We start from the raw sequence: 17,707 nt of genomic DNA on the forward strand, positions 1-17,707 counted from the left end.
TCTGGCTTACCGGGTCCCGGGTCCCGAGTCCCGGGTCCGGCCTGCATCACAGCAACACCACGTCGAATTGCTCTTGGAGATATTGTTCGTCGGCCTGGAAACGAATCGTCTTGCCGAGGAACTCCTCCAGTTCGGCCACCGCCGAGGATTCCTCATCGGTGATCCGCGCCACCACCTTGGTCGAGGCGATCACCAATAGCCTTGCAGCATCGAACTGGCGCACCGCGCGCGTGATTTCGCGGAAGATTTCGTAGGTGACGGTCTCGGCGGTCTTGATCGAGCCGCGCCCGCCGCATTGCGGACATGGCTCGGACAATTGCCGCTCCAGGCTTTCCACCGTGCGCTTGCGGGTCATCTCCACCAGCCCCAGCGGCGAGAAATCGTAGACCGTGGTCTTGGCATGATCACGCGACAGCGCCTTTTCCAACGTGCGCAGCACCTGACGGCGATGCTCGGCATCGCTCATGTCGATGAAGTCGATGATGATGATGCCACCGAGATTGCGCAGACGTAATTGCCGCGCCACTGCTTGCGCGGCCTCCAGGTTGGTGCGAAATACCGTCTCTTCGAGGTTGCGCTGACCCAAGAACGAGCCGGTATTGACGTCGATGGTGGTCATCGCCTCGGTTTGGTCGATGACCAGGTAACCACCGGACTTCAACGGCACCTGTTTGTCCAAGGCACGCGCGATCTCGTCCTCGACGCCGTACAGATCGAAGATCGGGCGGTCGCCGGTGTACAGCTCGATGTGCTCGGCCAACACCGGCATGTATTTGGCGACGAAGGCCTGCAGACGCTCGAAGGTCTCGTTCGAATCGACCTTGACCTTTTCCACGTCCTTGCGGATCAGATCGCGTACCGCACGTAGCGGCAGACTGAGATCCTCGTAGATGATGCTGGCCGGGTTGCCGTCGCGACCACGGCGCTCGACCACGTTCCAGACCCGCGACAGATAGGCGATGTCCTCGGCCAGCGCCTCGGCCGGCTGCCCCTCGGCATTGGTGCGGATGATGTAGCCGAAGCCGCCGTGACTGGCCGCCAGATCGGCGACCAGCGTCTTGAGCCGCAGCCGTTCGGCCTCGTCCTCAATCCGCGCCGATACTCCGATCACCCGCGACTGCGGCAGCAACACCAGATAACGCGAGGGAATGCTGATCTGCGTGGTCAGCCGCGCCCCCTTGCTGCCAATCGGATCCTTGACCACTTGCACCACGATCTCCTGACCGTCGCGCAGCAGCTCCACGATCGGTACCGCCGCCGGGACCGGCAACGGTGGTGCCTCGTCGGTGTCGCCATTGCAGACTGGCGCCGGTCGTACCACGTCGTTGGCGTGCAGAAACGCCGCACGCTCCAGCCCCACCTCGACGAAGGCCGCCTGCATCCCCGGCATGACCCGCTGCACCTGGCCCTTGTAGATGTTGCCCACCACACCCCGCCGCCAACCGCGTTCGATGTGTAGCTCCTGCAGCATGCCGTTCTCGATGACGGCCACCCGGGTCTCGCGCGGCGTGACGTTGACCAGGATCTCTTGCGACATCAGAGCACTCCGAAGGTGCGCAGCAGGTGGAAGGTTTGGTGCAGCGGCAGGCCCATCACGGCGGAGTAACTGCCGTCCAGGCGACTGACAAAACGTTCGGCACCGCCTTGGATCGCGTATGCGCCGGCACACCCCATCGGCTCACCACTGGCGACGTAATCGGCGATGTCGCGCGCCGACAGCGGAGCGAAAGTCACTGCGGTCGTTACCGACACCAACTCCTCGCGGCCGGCGCCGACCAGCGCCACCACGGTCAACGCATGGTGGGTGCGCCCGGACAGCGCCGCCAGCATCGCGGCGGCGTCATCGGCGTCGGCAGGCTTGCCGAACACCCGATCCTCCAGCACCACTTCGGTATCGGCACCGAGCACTACGGCATCGACCTCGCCCGCCGTCTGCCTGAGCCCGGCACGCGCCTTGTCAAGCGCAACCCGGCGCACGTAGGCTTCTGCCGACTCCTCGACCGCACGCACCTCCGGCACCTCCAAGTCGAGGATCCGGAATGTCGCACCGAGGCGGGTCAGCAGTTCGTTTCTACGTGCAGAGCGGGAAGCGAGATACAACATGTCTGAAGGATAACCCGACAGGCATGACTGAACGATCTACGATTGCAGAGCCATCGCCTGACCGCCATGGAAGATCATCACGCGTTCATCGTCACAGCAACACTCTCAGCCCATCCTTCAAGGAGAACACCGATGCGCCCCCTACCCCTTCGCCCGCTGCTGTTGGCTCTGTCGCTGCCGCTTGCAGGCACGATCACCGCCGCCCATGCGCAACCGGCTACGCCCGGCTATGCCGTGCCCGCCGACGGCACCTTACTCAACATCACCTCGCAAGCCGAGGCCAAGCACGCGCCGGACATGGCCACGTTGTCGGCCGGTGTGGTCAGCCAGGCCGCCGACAGCGGCACCGCAATGCACCAGAACGCCGCACAGATGACCAAGGTTCTGGCCGCGATCCACGCCGCTGGCATCCCCGACAAGGACGTGCAAACCAGCGGCGTCAGCCTCAACCCGCAGTACAAGTACGCCGAGAACCGGGCACCGCAGATCATCGGTTACCAGGCGAACAACTCGGTCAACCTCAAGGTGCACGATATCGCCAAGCTGGGCAAAGTACTGGATGCCCTGGCCGCACAGGGTGCCAATCAGCTCAACGGTCCGAGTTTCGAGATCGACAACCCGGAACCGCTCTACGACCAGGCCCGCGGCGATGCGCTGAAGAAAGCCCAGACCCGCGCGCAGAACTACGCCAAAACGCTTGGGCTGCGCGTGCGCCGTATCGTCAGCATCTCCGAAAGCAACAGCGGCGGCGTGCGCCTGCCAATGCCGATGCTGCGCGCTGTGACAATGAATGCGAGAACCGAAACGCCGGTGGCGCCGGGCGAGAGCAGCGTCTCGGTCAACCTGGACGTGGTGTTCGAACTGGGTAAGTAAGCTACTGACTCAGTGCATGCCAGATCGCGACGGCGCCTGCGGGCGCCGTCATCGTGTCTGCAAGCACTCCGGGAGCAGTCCGTCGCAACGCAGGATGCACGCCATGGCAGATAGAGCAAACGAAAACGCCCGCCCCCATTACTGGGAGCGGGCCTGACAGATCGACGTCGAACCGCGAACGGCGCGATGCCTGGATCAATAGTCGTAGGACAGCGACAACAGCAGGTAACGCGGTGCCTGGAAGTAATTGCCCATGCCATACGTATTGAGCACCGTGTACGGGCCAGACTCCCATGTGGCGTACTGCTGGGTCGGCTTGCGCTCGTTCAACAGGTTGAACACCTGCAACCCGAACGCCAGCTTCTGGTCCGCGAACGCCGGACGGTAGATCAGACCCAGATCGACCTGCTTGGTCCATGGTGTGCGGCCCGCATCGCCAGGACGCGAGGGGCTGCCGGCGCAGGTGTGATAAGCCGAGCCGTAACCGATCGGATCACCCGCCGTCGAGCTCTCGTCGGTGCCATTGGCACTGAAGTAACCCAGGCAATCGCGCGGCGTACCGGACTGGATACGCAGGTTGGCCGACACCATCCATTCCGGTGCAACCTGATATGCCCCGTAGACCTTCAACTGATGACGGCGATCATTCGCCAGATAACCGCCAGCCCATGACATCAACGCCGCCGCGTCCCAGTCCTGGGTCTTGGACACATCGGTTTGACCGATATTGGACTTCAACTGACCTTCGGTGTTGCCGAAGTTGCGCGACCAGGTGTAGTCGACACGCGTGCTCCACTTGCCATCGAACGGACGCTCCAGATACAGGTTGACCGAGGCGTAGTTGCGCTTGGCCGAACTATCGAAGCCCCAGTCGGATTTGCTCATGCTGAACTGGGTGCGTCCACCATTGCTATTGGCAAGACTGTAGGTGTTCGTCTTGCCCGGATTGAACAGGATGCAGCCCGGGATCGTGACGGTACTGGGATCCACACCCAGCGATTGCAGCTTGGTGCGCATGCGATCCGGATCACACACGTCGTCGATGGCCGACTCCAGTTTGCGGTAGGTCGCCTTGGCACCGAAAGCCCACTTCTCGGCGAACGCCTGATCGAAGCCCACGATCAGCTCGTCCTGGTACATCGACTTCAAATCGGTGGGGGTGAAGGTACGTGGATCCGGCGCAACACCGTACTCGCCGTTTGAGGAAACCGGGCCAGGCCCCAACGCACGCAGGCCGGTCGGGTTGCCCTTGGCATCGATGCCGCTATAGGCGAAGTACTCGCTGGTGTAGGTCGACGCCGAAGCGCCACGGATCGCGACGCTGTTGGGCAACGCCAGAAAATAGCGACCCAGGTTCGCATAGACCTTCAACGAGGAATCGCCATGCACGTCCCAGGTGGCACCGAGACGTGGCGCCCACTGATTACCGCTATCGACGTAGGGTTTGGCGTCGCTGTTGCTGTTGACGAACTTATCGTTGCGCAAACCCAGCGACAACAACACCTTGTCACTGACCTGCCAGCGATCTTCGAGGAAGTAGGCTTTTTGCTTGACCGACATCGATGTAGCAGTGCTGAAAATCAGCTTGCGCACATAATAACCGTTACCACCGGGGGCACCGACGCCGAGCGCAGAATTGATCGGCAGGGCTGGCTGGGACGATTTCGCGTAATACCAGGAATACCCTGGGCCAGTCATGGCCTGACCTTCGTTCTTGGCGGAGTAGTAGATATTGTCGAGGCCGAAGGCAAGATCGTGGTTACCCAAGCGGTAATCGAAGTCCAGACGCAGACCGCGGGTCTTGTCCTGACCATCGCGCTTGTTGCGCGAACCCTGGTTGTTATAGATCGGCTGACCGCCGGTGATCGAGGAATCCTGGAAGACCTGACCGCTCAGATAGGGATCCGAACTGACGATGCCAGGATAATCCTTATTCTCGAAGGTGCTCTTGCCGTAGGTCGCATTGAAGGTCAGATCGTCGGTCAAATAGCTGGTGTACTTGCCGATGTAATAGGTGCTGTCCTGCTTGACGATATTCGGCGCGACCGTCGAATTGCGCGCGCCCTCGGATAGCGTGGCGTAGTCGAAGGCATTGTAGTAACCGCCGGTGCGGTCGTTACTCTTGATCCCGGTCAGTTCGAGGAGGTTACTGTCGTTGATGTTCCAGTCGATCTTCGTGTAGACCTTGGGTTTGCTCTCGTCGGAATGGTTGCGGGCTAAGACGCCACTGTCGGACGAATTGGTCCCGACACCATTGATCTTTTCCTGCTCGACCGCAGCGAACAGGAACAGACGATCCTCAATCAACGGGCCGCCAGCGTAGGCGCTGTATACGTTGCTCCAGGTCGGATTGTCCTTGCCCGAGCGATACAGCGTACCGGCCAATCCGGGTTTCTGATACGCATAGCCGCTGGGCAGGTTGTCATTGGGGTAGTACACGTCCTTCGGCGACTCGGAGGTTCCGCGTGGACGCCACAGCACCTGCCCGCCAAAGTGCCATTCATTGGTACCGCGCTTACCGATCTGGTTGATCACGCCACCATCGGAGCGACCATAGCGCGCACTATAGCCGCCGGTATAGACCTCCTGCTGGTCGATCGCACCATAGGGCAAACTCACGCCGCCGATGTTATTGAGCGGATTGCCGGTGGAGAAGCCGTTGACGTAGTAAGCGTTCTCCGACACGCCAGCACCACCGAAGGACACGGCGTTGCCAAAATAGCCGCTACCAGAAACGGCACCGGGTGCCAGCAAAGCAATCGCTTCTGCCGAGCGCGCCAACGGCAGACGCTGCAACTGCTCAGCGGTGATGACCGTGCGCGAGTCGACCGTGGTGACGTCCACCGGCGCCACGTTGCTGGCGTTGACCGTCACCGCATCCAGCGTGGAGGTGCCATCTGCTTTAGCGAAGGAGACTTCAGTTCCCGAATTCACCCGCAAACCGATGCCCTTGCGCGTATCGATGGCATGACCATCCTTGTTCAAGGTGACGGTATAGGTTCCTACTGGCAGCGAGCCGATATTGAAGCGGCCGGCACTATCCACCGGGACGGTGCGCGTGAGTCCGGAATCACTCTGGACGGTAATGGTGTCACCCGACGGCGCCGCGCCATAGATGGAACCCGTCGTACTCTGCGCATGAACAACCCCTTGCGTCAGGGCCGCTGCCAGAAACACCGCCAATACGCTTGGACGCACGACACAACGCGGATGGTGCTTGGACATCTATCTCTCTCCCAGAGTAAGTAAGGAAACCTAGAAAAACCTCAGCCGCGCAGCAGCGAGGGGCAAGAAGCTGACGTTTTACCGACAAATTTGTTTCAAGAAAAACTTTCATTAATAGGTGATTAATTTAGAGCAAAATCTAGACAAATTTGCAACTCCTATCTCATGACTTCCGAACAAAAATCAGCCAGACCCATAAAGGTGCAGAACGCAGCAGCAAGCGACATTTCGCACCACCGCGAAGCATTAATTGATGAATACGTGGAGTGGGCTCGGCCATGGGATGGGAGCGACGGCCACGGCAAGCCCAAGGTGAGCAACACAGGATGCAGCGCGGATGCACGCACGCAGCACTACAGGGTGTAGCGATAGCGCCTAGATCATGCGCTAGCGGAATCCGGCAGAGCGGACAATCTGCTGACGAAACCGGGCACACGAAAGCCGCGTGCATTTTTGCCGCGCATGGCTCGCGGCAAGACACACACTCACCATGATGGTGCGCTCAGGCGCGATGGTAGGGATGGTTGGCCAGCATCGCCGCGGCACGGTACAACTGCTCGGCCACGATCAGCCGCACCAGCATGTGCGGCAGGGTCAGCGGCCCCAGCGACCAGGATTCATCGGCAGCCGCCAGCACCTTGCTGCAATGGCCCTCGGGGCCACCGATCAGCAACGCCAGATCGCGGCCCTGCCCACGCCAGTGCTCCATCCGCTGCGCCAATTGTTCGGAACTGTGCTGCTTGCCGGGCACATCCAGAGCAACCACCAACGCACTCTTGGGCAATGCTGCGAGCACACGGCGCCCTTCGTCCTCGATCGCGCGTTGCGCATCGCGGCCCTTGCCGCGCAGTCCTGGCTCGATTTCCACCAACTCCAGCGGCAGCCAGTGCGACAGACGCTTGCGGTATTCGGCAAACCCCTGGGCTACCCAGGCCGGGGCACGTTCACCGGTGGCGATGAGGCGCGCCTTCATCGCCGCAAGCCGACCATGCACACCATCAGCGTTCGCACGCGAACATCGCATCCAGCATGGCTGCGGCGCGTGCCTGTTCCTGCATGTGCGCACGCTGCCATTTGAGCCATTGCTTGAACGTGGCAGGCTGCCGAACAGCGGCACATTCGTCGGCATAGTCGCGGCACTCCTGCTGCAACTGGCGCTTGATCTGCGCCATCAAGGCGTCCAGACGTTGCGGTTGTGGTCGGAGCGCTTCGGCCAGGCCATAGCGGCCCATGAAGGCATCGACCAACTGCGCCAATTCCTGTTCGATTTGCTTCAACTGCGCGGCCAGCATGCTGTTGTAGTCGCGAATCTGTTGCTCAGCCATGGCAGCGACTCCGGCTTGATCGAGTTGACCAATCTGCAGTTGCAATTCCAGCAGGGCCAGCAGATCGTCATCGCGATAGGCGCCGTTGAGCCGCTGCATCAGCGCGGTCTTGCGTTCGCGCTGCTGCGGGTCCGGCTCACGATCCGGATGCAGCGCGGCGACCAGATTGCGGTACAGCACGCGCAGGGTCTGTTGCGGATCGAGCAGCGGGCCCGCCGCCGATGCCTTGCGCACACCGGCACGACGTGCCTTGGCGCGCTGCTGCGCGCGCCCGGCCGCATGCGCCTGCTGCTCCTGAACGCGTTGCTGGATTTGCGCGTACAGAGCCTCGGGAGACTGGACATACTCCAGCTCCTCCTCGGTCAGGCCGAACTGTGCGCCGATCAACGACTTCAACCTCGCATCGGACTCGGCCACTGGCTGATCGAAAGCCACCTCACTGTGGCGGTCATAGACCGATTTCAGATCGTCGAAACCACCTTCCTCGATGAGCAAAACGGCGAGTTCGCAGATCGCATCGGACAGATCGGCCCGGTCGCGTTTGCTCAGCTTGTAGGCGACATGGGCTGCATCCAGTTCCAGCACCAGTTGCGCCTGCGCCGCATCGCGCGCTTGCAGCAATGGCTCGACCTGTTCGTGATAGCGCTGCTCCCAACGCGGCAACGCCTCGTGCCAGGCACGCAATTGCAGGCGGGTTTTTTCAAGACGTTCGACCAGCGTATTGAAGCGCTTGCGCGCCGGGGTCGAGCGTGGCTCGCCCTCGCTCGCGCGTAGCCGCACAACGGGCAGTATCTGGCCGCCAGCGGCATGCAAGCCGTCCTGGCGTTTAGGCATCGCCGGCCGCATTCTCGTCGGCATCGCTCGGCGGCTGGTCGCCAACCGTCCATAGCCGTTCCAACGCATAGAATTCGCGCACGCGCGGCAGCATCACATGTACCACCACATCGCCGAGATCGACCAACACCCATTCGGCTTCGCGCTCGCCTTCCACGCCCAGCGGCATCAGCTCCAGACGCTTGGCGTACTTGACGACTTCATCGGCGATCGACTTGACGTGGCGCGTGGAGGTGCCGGAGACGATCACCAGGTAATCGGTGACGCTGGACTTGCCGCGCACATCGATTTCCACCACGTCTTTGGCTTTGAGTTCCTCCACTGCCTCGCGAACGTGGGCAAGCAGGACCGGCAGCGGTGGCGGTGGGTTCGGGACTTGGGTCTTGATAACGTGGGCTTGACTGGACAAAGCGGCGAACTCGATGGAATGGGAAAAGTATAGGGGAGCCTGCGACGAAGCGTATTCAGCCGACTGTGGCGGCATCTGCCGCATACAAACGGTGAGTGCGGATGTAATCGGCAACCGACGCCGGCAGCAATGCCTGCCAATCACCGCCAGCGGCCAGGCATGCGCGCACTTGGCTGGCCGATTCGCTACGCAGCGGCTGCCGCAGACACCACAACAGGCCACCCGGCGCAGCGGCCAACGCCTGCGGCGAAGCAGCCCAACGCCCAGCCAACGCCTGCGTCAGCGCTGCCGGCAGTGCCTGCTCCCAGCCAGTACCAGCACGGTCGGCAACCACCAGATGGGCCGCATCGAGCAGCACGCGCCATTCGCGCCATCCGGTGAAGCCGACCAGGCTGTCGGCACCGATCAGCAAAGCCAGCGGTGCGTCGGCGCCGAGTTGAGCACGTAGTTCGCGCACCGTCTCGATACTGTAGGACGCCACGCCGGGCTGAGCCAAGGCGCGGCGCACTTCGCGCAGATCCAGCAGCACCTGCGGCTCATCGGCGATCGCCAGTGCCAACATCGCACAGCGTTGCTGCGCAGTGGCGCCCGGCGCGGGGCGATGTGGCGGATCGGCGGCCGGCATCATCCGCACGGGGACGCCAAGCGCATCGCGCGCCGCACGGGCGATCGCCAAATGTCCGTTGTGGACCGGATCGAACGTGCCGCCATAGATGAGGTGCAACCCCTGCGTGGCAGAGCCCGATACGCCTTCCGCACAGCGACCCGGCGATGCGCGGGGCACGGCACCTGTGGTGTCGGCGCCAGCGATGTTCGTGCTTTCGGGAGTCCCGCTCTCCCGGGTCTGCGGTGCCGGGTCCCGGGGCCCGGCTTTCATACCACCAACAACCGCACCGCAGGCGCCTCGGCGACCGCCAGCAACAGGCGTTCCAGCGCGACCCAGGCATCGCCATCGGCACGCCCCTTGGCGATGCGGTCGATACGTCCAGCCTCGACGACGAAGCGCTCCCAGCGGCGCGGCGCGCCATGGCGTTGCAAAGCGCGCTTGAACGGCGCCTGCCGCGCTTCCCAAATGCCCTGCGCCTTCATCTCCGCCGCCAGATTGCCACCGGCCGCCTGCACCTTGGCCAGCACCGCCGTGCGCAGCAGTTCCTTGATCAGAATCGGTAGCAACGCCGCCACCGCCTCGCCTTCGGCGCGCAGACCGGCGAGCATGCGCCGCAGCGCCGACGCCTGACCGCCCAAGGTGGCCTCGGCCAGCCGGAATACGTCGTAGCGCGCCGCATCGGCGACCAGCAACTCCATCGCCGCCACGTCCAGCCCCTGTCCATCACTCAACAAAGCCAGTTTGTCGATTTCCTGCGCCGCCGCCAGCAGATTGCCCTCGACCCGCTCGGCCAGCCGCTGCACCGCGCCGGCATCGGCACGCAGGCCCTTGCCGCGCAAGCGCCGCTCGATCCAATCGCCCAATTCGTGCGGTTTGATCGCCCAAGCCACCGCGATCACGCCGATGCGCCCGACCGCGTCAGCCCATTTACCCTGGTGCGCCTTGCTCCACTCGTTGCAGGTGATCAGCAACACTACGTCCGGCGGCGGATCGGCGCAGAACGCGGCGATCACCTCGCTCCCCTCCTTGCCGGGCTTGCCGCTGGGCAAGCGCAACTCGATCAGCCGTCGCGGGCTGAACAGGCTGGGAGAATTGAAGCTGGAATAGAGTTGGTCCCAGTCGAAGTCGCGTCCATCGGCATCGAACACCTCGCGCTCGCCGATGCCGGCGGCGCGCGCACGGGCACGCACCGCATCGGCGGCCTCCAGCACGCGCAAGGTCTCCGGGCCGGCGATCAGGTAGACCGGATGCAGCGGCTGCGTGGCAGGCTGGGTGAGCAGTTGTTCGGGACGCAGTTCCATGACGACAGCCTACGCCGTAGCGGTGTGGCGCACGCAACCGATCATCGGCACGGCGACGACGCCAGACAATGCCTGCACCGCGCGCAGCGGCGACAGCCGGCAGACGCTCAAGGCTGCGGCGAAGGCGCCGGCTTGCCTTCGACCGGTGTACCGGTGGCGGCTGGCGGCGCAGCGTTGATGTTCTTGCCCGCGCGCACTTCCGCACGCACCACGCTGTCGATCCGGCGCAACATCGAGGCCGACATCTCCCGACGCAACTCGTCGGCAAGGATCTCGCGCTCGGTGGTGGTGCCGGTGGCATCGGCAGGCGGTGCCACGTAGTCGCGCGACAACTCGATCACCTGCTGCGGCACCAGCACGCTGCCGTCGGCCCGACGGAACAGGAAGATCGCCGCATAGCGCAGACTGAACTCCTGCGCACGGCCTTGGGCGTCAAGCGCGATCGGTAAGTCGCCCCAGCGCTCGGACAGCACTTCCAACCGCGCCACGTCCGTGTCGACGTCCTTCGGCGCGATCTGCGCACCGGCTGCGCGCAGGCCGCGCTGGAGCAGTTTGGCCAACTCGCTGTAGGGCGCCGAGGACACCACTTTGACTGCGTGCGTATCCGCCGGCAGGGTCAGCTTGTCGCGCAGGTGGAAGCCGCAGGCCGCCAGGGAGACTACGAAGACAAGGGCAAGCAGGAGTCGGGTCATGGACACAGTCTGGAGGAGCTGATGGGGCGCGGCAACAGGCGACTAGCCTGCCCGATGGCGCGTGAACGCGGGTTGAGACACGCCGCGCCACGCGAATGCGGCCAAGGCACGCAAACCTAGCGCGACAGCGCCCGCGCCGCGCGGACTCATGCCACCACCAGATTCACGATCTTGCCGGGCACGATGATGATCTTGCGGATGCTCAGACCTTGCAGAAACTTGGCCGTATTGGGCTCGGCTTGCGCCAGCGCCTCAATCTGCTCGCGTGCGGTGTCCGCTGCCACGTCGATCGTGCCGCGCAACTTGCCGTTGACCTGGACCGCCAAGGTCACCGCATCGCGCACCAGCGCAGCCGGGTCGGCGTGGGGGAACGGCACATTTTCCAACAACGTCGGCGCGTGGCCCAGCACCTGCCACAAGGCATGGCTGGTGTGCGGAGTGATCGGATTGAGCAGCAGCACCGCCGCCTCCAACGCCTCCTGACGCACTGCGCGGCCCTGCGCACTGGCATCGTCGAACTTGGCCAGCGCATTGGTCAGCTCCATCACCGCCGCGATCGCGGTGTTGAAGCTGTGGCGGCGACCATAGTCGTCGGCGACCTTGTCGATGGTCTCGTGGGTCTTGCGCCGCAGCGCCTTGTGCTCGCCTCCCAGCGCGGCCGGGTCCAACGCAGGGGCCGCGCCATCGGCGGCATGCCTGTGTACCTGCGCCCACAGCCGGCGCAGGAACCGCGCCATGCCGTCCACACCGGCCTCGTTCCACTCCAACGACTGCTCCGGCGGCGCGGCGAACATCGAGAACAGGCGCACCGTATCGGCGCCGTACTTGCCGACCATCGCCTGCGGGTCCACGCCGTTGTTCTTGGACTTGGACATCTTTTCGGTACCACCGATCAACACCGGCAGACCGTCGCCCTTGTGGATCGCACCGATCATCCGCGCCTTGTCGTCGCGCTGCACCTCCACATCGGCGGGGTTGATCCAGTCCTTGGAACCGTCCGGATTCTGCCGATAGAACGTCTCGGCGATCACCATGCCTTGGGTCAGCAGATTGGTCGCGGGCTCGTCGCTGTCCACCAGGCGCGCATCGCGCAACAGCTTGTGGAAGAAACGGAAGTACATCAGGTGCAAAATCGCGTGCTCGATGCCGCCGATGTACTGATCCACCGGCAGCCAATAATTGCCGCGCTTATCGACCATGTCCTTGGCGCCGGGCGAGGTGTAACGCGCGTAGTACCAGCTCGACTCCATGAAGGTATCAAACGTATCGGTCTCGCGCTCGGCCGCGCCGCCGCATTGCGGGCAGGTGGTCTTGCGCCATTGCGGGTCGGTCTTCAAAGGCGAACCAGTGCCGCTCAGGGCCACGTTCTCCGGCAACAACACCGGCAACTGATCCTCCGGCACCGGCACCGCGCCGCAACTGGGGCAATAAATCACCGGGATCGGGCAGCCCCAGTAACGCTGGCGGCTCACGCCCCAGTCGCGCAGGCGATAATTGACGCGCCGCTGGCCTTGCCCCTTGCGCTCGAAGCGCTCTGCCAGGGCTTCGAAAGCGCCCTGGAAATCCAGCCCGTCGAACTCGGACGAATTGATCAGCTCCAGCGCGCGGGTCTTGTCGCCGTACCAATCCTGCCAACGGCTCGGATCGTAATTGCGCTCGTCGTCGTTACGCGGGGACTTGAGCGCGATCACCTGGCGGATCGGCAGCGCATATTTGTTGGCGAATTCGAAATCGCGCTGATCGTGACCGGGCACCGCCATCACCGCGCCGGTGCCATAGCCCATCAACACGAAGTTGGCGATCCAGACCGGCACACGTTCGCCGCTGATTGGATGCACCGCGGTCAGGCCAGTGGCCATCCCGCGTTTTTCCTGGGTTTCCAGCTCGGCCTCGGAAACCCCGCCTTGTTTCAGTTCGGCCAGCAACGCCGCCAACTGCGGATTGGACTTGGCCGCATGCAGGGCCAGCGGATGCTCGCTGGCGATGGACACGAAGGTCACGCCCATCAGCGTATCCGGACGCGTGGTGAACACCCGCAGCGGATCCAATGCACTCCCGTCGGCATCGTGCACCTCGAACTGGATCTCCAGCCCCTCGGAGCGACCGATCCAGTTGCGCTGCATGGTCTTGACCGATTCCGGCCAGCCCGGCAACTGGTCCAGGCCATCGAGCAGTTCCTGCGCGTAGTCGGTGATGCGCAGGAACCATTGCGGGATCTCGCGCTTTTCCACCAGCGCGCCGGAGCGCCAACCGCGACCGTCGATGACCTGCTCGTTGGCCAGCACCGTCTGATCGACCGGGTCCCAGTTCACCACCGCGTTGCGGCGGTAGGCCAGGCCCTTGCGCATCAGCCGGGTAAACATGCGTTGCTCGTGCACGTAGTACTCGGGCCGACAGGTGGCGAATTCGCGCGACCAGTCGATGGCGTAGCCCAGGGACTTGAGCTGACTGCGCATGTGCGCGATGTTGGCGTAGGTCCACTGCGCCGGCGCGGTCTTGTTCTTGATCGCGGCATTTTCGGCCGGCAGGCCGAACGCGTCCCAGCCCATCGGCTGCAGCACGTTCTTGCCGTTCATGCGCTGATAGCGGCTGATCACATCGCCGATGGTGTAATTGCGCACATGCCCCATGTGCAACGCCCCGGACGGGTACGGCAGCATCGACAGGCAATAGAACTTGGGCTTGTCGGAGGTCTCATCGACCTCGAAAGCACGGGTGGTGTCCCAAAACTGCTGGGCGGCGGATTCGACCTGCTGCGGATCGTAGACGGGGGGCTCGACGGCGGACATGGAAACGGACAGGGCCAGGCGGCAACAAAGCAGCTAAGGGTACCGTAGCGCGGCAAGCCGCTCCAATCCCGGACGACAGACGGCACCCACACGGCAGCTCATCAACGACGCCTTGCTCACCACAGCATGACAAGTTTCCACGGCTCAACGGCGCTGCGGTGGCGCCTGCGGGCCAGGCCAGCAGGCCAATAGCGCCAGCCATCCCCACCACAGTATGAACACCAGCCGTTGCGCCAACGGCGGCGACAACAGTCGATCCAAGGCAAAGGCACCCAGCGCGGCCAACAGCGCAACCGCCAGCGCGAAGGTCGCCCAGACGCGCGCGGCGGGATCGCGATAGGCACCGACGCCCAACAGAGCCGCCGACGCCACCAGCGCCACCACCCACAGCAACCAAGCACTGGCGTGCATTTGCGTGGCGTGCGACTCCAGATCGAGCGGATCCAACGGCAACAGGCCGATGCAGGCAAACGCAAGCCCGGCCAGCAATAACACCTGCCCGCCCACACGCAACGACCAGATCGCGCCACGACCAGCCTGCAGCAGCAGACGCAGCGCCAGCACAATCGCCAACGCCCCAGGCAGCACGAAGGCCAGCAGATTGAAGGCCCAGGCATGTGGAATCCCGCGCGCACCCAGCAGGGCCAGCGGATGCGACCACGGTAAATAGCCGGGCAAGGCCATGCCGAACCCCACCATCGCCGCAACCGCGCCGAGTGCCAGCAAGGGACCGACCCAGCGCAGCACGCATTCGCCCATCTTCATCATTGCTCGCTCCCGCGCCCTACGCCGCTACTGCCAGAATCCGCATAGTGTGGCGGTTGTCGGCCACCCCGACATCACATGACATGCCGCGACCGCTCTTGCATCGGCGCGGAGCTGCCACCATGAAGAAGCCATCCTCCTGCCTGACACTGATGCCTCTATGTCCGACACGCCCTACGTTTTCGACGCCACGACCGAGACCTTCGAAACCGAGGTGCTGCAGCATTCCTTGCAAACCCCGGTTTTGGTGGACTTCTGGGCCCCCTGGTGCGGCCCGTGCAAAACCCTGACCCCGCTCCTGGAGAAGCTGGCCGCCGAGTACAACGGTGGCTTCGTGTTGGCCAAGGTCGACGTGGACAAGGAACAGCAGATCGCCGCGGCGTTCCAGATCCGTTCGGTGCCGACGGTGTTCCTGGTCAAGGACGGGCAACTGGTCGATGGTTTCCCCGGCGCACTGCCGGAGGGTCAGTTGCGCGCATTCCTCAAGCAGCACGGCATCGAACCGCTGGCGGCACAGGACAGCCCCCAGCAGGACGACGCCCCGGCTACGGCGCTGGACCCGCATGCCGAGGTGCAGCGCCTGCGCGAGGCGGTAGCGGCCGAGCCGGACAAGGAAGAACTGAAGCTGGATCTGGCCCTGGCGCTGATCAAGACCGGCGCTGTCAGCGAGGCCGAGGCGCTGATCGACGCCCTACCGGCCAACCTGGCGACCGACGAACGCGCGGTGCGAGCGCTAGCACGGCTGGGCTTCGTCAGCGCGCTGCAGTCAGCGCCGCCTGCAGAGGCATTGCAGGCGGCACTCGCGCAGAACCCGAACGACCTGGCGGCACGCCATCTGTTAGGAGTGCGGCATCTGGTCGACGGCGACGACGAGGCGGCACTGGAGCACTTCCTGGAGATGCTGCGGCAGGACCGCGACTTCGCCGATGGACTGGCAAAAAAATCGCTCATCGATGCGTTCCGGGTCATCGAGGACGCGGATCTGGTCGGGCGCTACCGGCGCAAGATGTCGGCCTTGCTGTTCTGAAGCCCACCGCATGACGCGCCGTCGGCGGGAATGCCCGCAGGCGGCGACGCCGCTGCACCGACGCACGGCATGCCCGGCCCGGCCGCGCGTCCATTGCTAAGCGATAAGCGAATAGTTGCGCGTGGCATGTTGGCGGCGCGCACGCGAAAGCTGTTGTAGATCAACCGCAAACCGTCGAGTCGAGCAAGCAACGCTGACCGAATCATATCTCCACGGACACCAGTGCCACCTGCGACTATCCCCGCAGGCACGACGCTCCACTACACTAGGGGAATGTCACCCGACCCCCAAACATCGTCTCCGCGCCCGTCCCTACAACGGCTCTTCCTCACCGGCCTGCTCACCCTGATGCCAATTTGGCTGACCTGGGTGGTGGTCAAATTCGTGTTTGTACTGCTGTCGGGCATCAGTAGCCCGTGGGTCGTGCCGCTCTCGGCACGCATTGCCGCCTCGTTCCCGCAGGCACTGGGCTGGGCAACGGCACTGTGGGTGCAGGACACCATCGCGCTGATCGCCACGCTGGCGGCGATCCTGCTGGTCGGTATTCTCAGCCGGCGCATGATCGGGCAACGCCTGCTGGGCTGGTTCGAGGCGGTGATGCGGCGCATTCCGCTAGCCAGTGTGGTCTACGACAGCGCACGCAAGCTGCTGGACATCCTGCAGACACAGCCCGGCAGCACCCAACGCGTGGTGCTGATCGACTTCCCGCATCGCGATATGAAAGCGGTGGGCCTGGTGACGCGGGTGATCCGCGAGCAAGAAACCGGCCGCGAATTGGCCGCGGTCTACGTACCGACCACGCCGAACCCGACCTCCGGCTATCTGGAAATCGTCCCGGTGGAACGGCTCACCCCGACCGACTGGAGCGTGGACCAGGCGATGAGCTTCATCATTTCCGGCGGCGCGGTCGCACCGGACAGCGTCCCATTCACCCGCACCATGGACCGTTGACATGCGCACTGGCACGCTAGACGATCGCGCCGTTCGACTCTTCATCGCACTGGCCGCGTTCTTCTGTGTCAATGCAGCGCTGGCCGAATTCATCGGAGTCAAGATCTTCGCCCTGGAGGATACGCTCGGCATCGCACCGCTGAACTGGAACCTGTTCGGCCAGAAAGGTTCGATGAACTTCACCGCCGGCACCCTGTTGTGGCCACTGGTGTTCATCCTCACCGACACCATCAACGAGTTCTTCGGTCGCCGCGGCGTGCGCTTTATTTCCTGGCTGGCGGTGGGGTTGATCGGCTACGGCTTCCTGTTCGCGTTCGCCGCGATCGCATTATCACCGGCCGGGTTCTGGGTCAGCGCGGCGCAAAACCAAGGCGTACCGGATTACCAAGCCGCATTCGCCGCCGTCTTCGGACAAGGGTTGTGGACCATCGGCGGCTCGTTGGTCGCGTTCATGGCCGGCCAGTTGATCGACGTGGCCGTGTTCCATCACATCCGCAACAGCACCGGCGAAAAACACGTTTGGTTGCGCGCCACCGGCTCCACCGCCGTGTCGCAATTGATCGACAGCTACGTGGTCATCTACATCGCGTTCGTGCTGGGTCCGCAGCACTGGTCGATTCCGTTGTTCCTTGCAGTGAGCACGTTGAACTACATCTGCAAGTTGGTGCTGGCGATCGTGCTGCTGCCACTGCTGTATCTGATGCGCCGCCTGATCACCGATTACCTGACCCCCCAGCGGGCCGAACAGTTACGCGAGGAAGCCGCAGCCGATTGAGGCCGTCCCCTCTCCTATCGCCGCGACACGT

General features: G+C 63.6%; 15 protein-coding genes. 4 read left to right on the forward strand and 11 right to left on the reverse strand.

The annotated features are described in order from the left end of the window. Positions 1-46 precede the first annotated feature (46 nt). Together rng and XALGPE39_RS11430 are read right to left on the reverse strand one after the other, a co-directional pair. Positions 47-1,537, reverse strand: a complete 1,491-nt coding sequence (rng, locus tag XALGPE39_RS11425; RefSeq protein ID WP_045728291.1) for a ribonuclease G — start codon at positions 1,535-1,537, stop codon at positions 47-49. Beyond that, positions 1,537-2,103 carry a Maf family nucleotide pyrophosphatase gene (locus XALGPE39_RS11430; protein WP_045728292.1) on the reverse strand — a complete coding sequence of 189 codons (567 nt, stop codon included), beginning with the start codon at positions 2,101-2,103 and terminating at the stop codon, positions 1,537-1,539. The genes rng and XALGPE39_RS11430 overlap by 1 nt, the downstream gene beginning before the upstream one ends. A gap of 132 nt (positions 2,104-2,235) precedes the next feature. On the opposite strand from XALGPE39_RS11430, the gene XALGPE39_RS11435 reads away from it, so the two are divergent. Further along, a complete protein-coding gene (locus XALGPE39_RS11435) occupies positions 2,236-2,976 on the forward strand; it encodes an SIMPL domain-containing protein (RefSeq protein ID WP_045728293.1) in 741 nt (246 codons plus the stop codon). A gap of 195 nt (positions 2,977-3,171) precedes the next feature. Here the strand turns inward: XALGPE39_RS11435 and XALGPE39_RS11440 are convergent, their stop codons facing one another. The 9 genes from XALGPE39_RS11440 to XALGPE39_RS11480 form a co-directional block, all read right to left on the reverse strand. Next, complete coding sequence (locus tag XALGPE39_RS11440; RefSeq protein ID WP_045728294.1) at positions 3,172-6,201, reverse strand: TonB-dependent receptor plug domain-containing protein; 3,030 nt, start codon at positions 6,199-6,201, stop codon at positions 3,172-3,174. Positions 6,202-6,703: 502 nt separating this feature from the next. Beyond that, positions 6,704-7,174, reverse strand: a complete 471-nt coding sequence (rlmH, locus tag XALGPE39_RS11445) for a 23S rRNA (pseudouridine(1915)-N(3))-methyltransferase RlmH (protein WP_045728295.1) — start codon at positions 7,172-7,174, stop codon at positions 6,704-6,706. Positions 7,175-7,199: 25 nt separating this feature from the next. Beyond that, complete coding sequence (locus XALGPE39_RS11450) at positions 7,200-8,360, reverse strand: molecular chaperone DnaJ (RefSeq protein ID WP_045729165.1); 1,161 nt, start codon at positions 8,358-8,360, stop codon at positions 7,200-7,202. Continuing rightward, complete coding sequence (gene rsfS / locus XALGPE39_RS11455) at positions 8,353-8,769, reverse strand: ribosome silencing factor (RefSeq protein WP_045729166.1); 417 nt, start codon at positions 8,767-8,769, stop codon at positions 8,353-8,355. The genes XALGPE39_RS11450 and rsfS overlap by 8 nt, the downstream gene beginning before the upstream one ends. Positions 8,770-8,824: 55 nt before the next feature. Continuing rightward, positions 8,825-9,646 carry a nicotinate-nucleotide adenylyltransferase gene (gene nadD / locus XALGPE39_RS11460; protein ID WP_082061893.1) on the reverse strand — a complete coding sequence of 274 codons (822 nt, stop codon included), beginning with the start codon at positions 9,644-9,646 and terminating at the stop codon, positions 8,825-8,827. Beyond that, positions 9,643-10,677, reverse strand: a complete 1,035-nt coding sequence (gene holA / locus XALGPE39_RS11465; protein ID WP_045728297.1) for a DNA polymerase III subunit delta — start codon at positions 10,675-10,677, stop codon at positions 9,643-9,645. The genes nadD and holA overlap by 4 nt, the downstream gene beginning before the upstream one ends. A gap of 107 nt (positions 10,678-10,784) precedes the next feature. After that, positions 10,785-11,369, reverse strand: coding sequence for an LPS assembly lipoprotein LptE (gene lptE, locus XALGPE39_RS11470; protein ID WP_045728298.1), 585 nt, complete (start codon positions 11,367-11,369; stop codon positions 10,785-10,787). A 146-nt stretch (positions 11,370-11,515) separates the two neighbouring features. Next, on the reverse strand, positions 11,516-14,158 hold the full coding sequence (gene leuS / locus XALGPE39_RS11475; RefSeq protein ID WP_045728299.1) for a leucine--tRNA ligase: 2,643 nt from the start codon (positions 14,156-14,158) through the stop codon (positions 11,516-11,518). Between the two features lie 144 nt (positions 14,159-14,302). Further along, positions 14,303-14,923, reverse strand: a complete 621-nt coding sequence (locus XALGPE39_RS11480) for a DUF998 domain-containing protein (protein ID WP_045729167.1) — start codon at positions 14,921-14,923, stop codon at positions 14,303-14,305. A 160-nt stretch (positions 14,924-15,083) separates the two neighbouring features. Here XALGPE39_RS11480 and trxA point away from each other — a divergent pair, with 160 nt between their 5' ends. The 3 genes from trxA to XALGPE39_RS11495 all read left to right on the forward strand — a co-directional run bounded on the left by trxA (position 15,084) and on the right by XALGPE39_RS11495 (position 17,676). Next, positions 15,084-15,950 carry a thioredoxin gene (trxA, locus tag XALGPE39_RS11485; protein WP_045728300.1) on the forward strand — a complete coding sequence of 289 codons (867 nt, stop codon included), beginning with the start codon at positions 15,084-15,086 and terminating at the stop codon, positions 15,948-15,950. A 273-nt stretch (positions 15,951-16,223) separates the two neighbouring features. Beyond that, entirely contained in the window at positions 16,224-16,901 is a 678-nt protein-coding gene (locus tag XALGPE39_RS11490; RefSeq protein ID WP_045728301.1) for a DUF502 domain-containing protein, read from the forward strand. Position 16,902: 1 nt separating this feature from the next. Beyond that, entirely contained in the window at positions 16,903-17,676 is a 774-nt protein-coding gene (locus XALGPE39_RS11495) for a queuosine precursor transporter (protein ID WP_045728302.1), read from the forward strand. The last annotated feature ends 31 nt before the right edge of the window (positions 17,677-17,707 follow it).

The sequence above is a fragment of the Xanthomonas sp. GPE 39 genome, from assembly GCF_000963005.1.
Lineage (GTDB): Bacteria > Pseudomonadota > Gammaproteobacteria > Xanthomonadales > Xanthomonadaceae > Xanthomonas_A.